Below are 1,307 nucleotides of genomic sequence, written 5' to 3' on the forward strand. Positions count from 1 at the left end.
AGGTGGCGCACCTGCTCAAGGCCGAAGGCTTCAGTCTGCAAGCCAACGCCAAGACCATCGAGGGCAACCAGCACCCGGACCGAGACGGGCAGTTCTCCTACCTCATGTCAGCCGTCGCGTTGAGTGACGATGAGGCGTCATCCAGTTCGACGACGGGATCGGCGGGTGTGGTCGGCAGGATGACGTGGTGGTCGTCACTCGTGACGGCGAGGCTTGTCACCGTCGTCACGATGACGGCGAATTCCGGGCGCGCGGGAGCACTCCGGCACCGGTTCTCAGGTGCGCAGAGGCGACTCGGGCGGGGGCAGGAGCCGGCCGTGGGTGAACATCCCGATGAGTGTCCACGCGGGAAGCGTCGAGTCCCAGCGCCGCTGGCAGGCCAGCGCGGCGGCGGCGAGCAGGTTCAGCGCGTCGCCGAGCGGGGTGGGCCACGGCAGGCGGCGGTTCAGGACGTCGGGGTCGGTGCGGAACGCGTGCTGCACGGCCTGCTCCTGCAGCCACCCGGCATGTGACCCTCGTGCCCGCCGTAACCAGCGACGCACCGTGGATACCGGGCGGCCCAGCCGGGCCGCGATCGTGCGGTGCCCGTCACCGCGGGCCTTCGCCGCCAGAGCGGTCCCGATCGCCTCGACGGTGTCCGCCCGGCGCAGCACCAGCTCGGCGGGCAGCAGCACGTGCGTGGCCGCGCACGCCCGACAACGGGCACGGCGGGGCCGCAGGATGACGCGCGCCGAACCGATTCCGCGGACGGTGCGGGTGCGGCCGTGCCCGTGCGAGGACAGCGCGCCGGCGCAGCCGGGGCAGTCCAGCTGTCCCGCGTGGAGCATCGCCTCGGCCTGCTCCAGCGAGGCGACCACGATCACCTTGTCCGGCTCCGTCCTGCTGCCACGAGGTCATGACAGCCACTCTTGATTACCACACACCCACCAGGGAAGGGGCCATCTCGCGTTGAGGCCGCGACCGTCGCCGTCACCGCGCCGACGAGCCGAGTGGACGTTACGGCGACGATCCCGACTCAGCCGTGCCCTCGGCGCGGTGGACGATCGTCACGGTGACGCCGCCGACGTCGTCACACCGTGACGGCCCCGACGTCACGCAACGCGACGCGCACCCGAGGCCTGATCGTCACCGGACGAGACGCCCAACACCTCAACGACTCCGCGCAGGAGCACCTGGATGCCGGGTGCCCGGTGATCAGCGTCGACACAAAGAAGAAGGAACTCGTCGGGAACTACCGCAACGGCGGGGCCGAGTGGCGGCCTCGAGGCGACCCAGAGCAGGTCAAGGTCCACGACTTCAAAGACCCC

The 1,307-nt window shown here is 70.6% G+C and carries 1 protein-coding gene and 2 pseudogenes; 2 read left to right on the forward strand and 1 reads right to left on the reverse strand.

Going from position 1 to position 1,307, the window contains the following annotated elements:
- A pseudogene (locus IEX31_RS18380) lies at nucleotides 1-104 on the forward strand (ISAzo13-like element transposase-related protein); the annotation flags it as partial.
- A 171-nt stretch (nucleotides 105-275) separates the two neighbouring features.
- On the opposite strand, the gene IEX31_RS18385 reads toward IEX31_RS18380, so the two are convergent.
- Nucleotides 276-857: a DUF6431 domain-containing protein gene (locus tag IEX31_RS18385; RefSeq protein ID WP_229662498.1), complete on the reverse strand. Its 582-nt coding sequence runs from the start codon at nucleotides 855-857 to the stop codon at nucleotides 276-278.
- A gap of 276 nt (nucleotides 858-1,133) precedes the next feature.
- Between IEX31_RS18385 and IEX31_RS18390 the strand changes: the two are divergent.
- A pseudogene (locus IEX31_RS18390) lies at nucleotides 1,134-1,307 on the forward strand (ISAzo13-like element transposase-related protein); the annotation flags it as partial.

The organism is Agromyces bauzanensis (assembly GCF_014645655.1).
Taxonomy (GTDB): domain Bacteria; phylum Actinomycetota; class Actinomycetes; order Actinomycetales; family Microbacteriaceae; genus Agromyces; species Agromyces bauzanensis.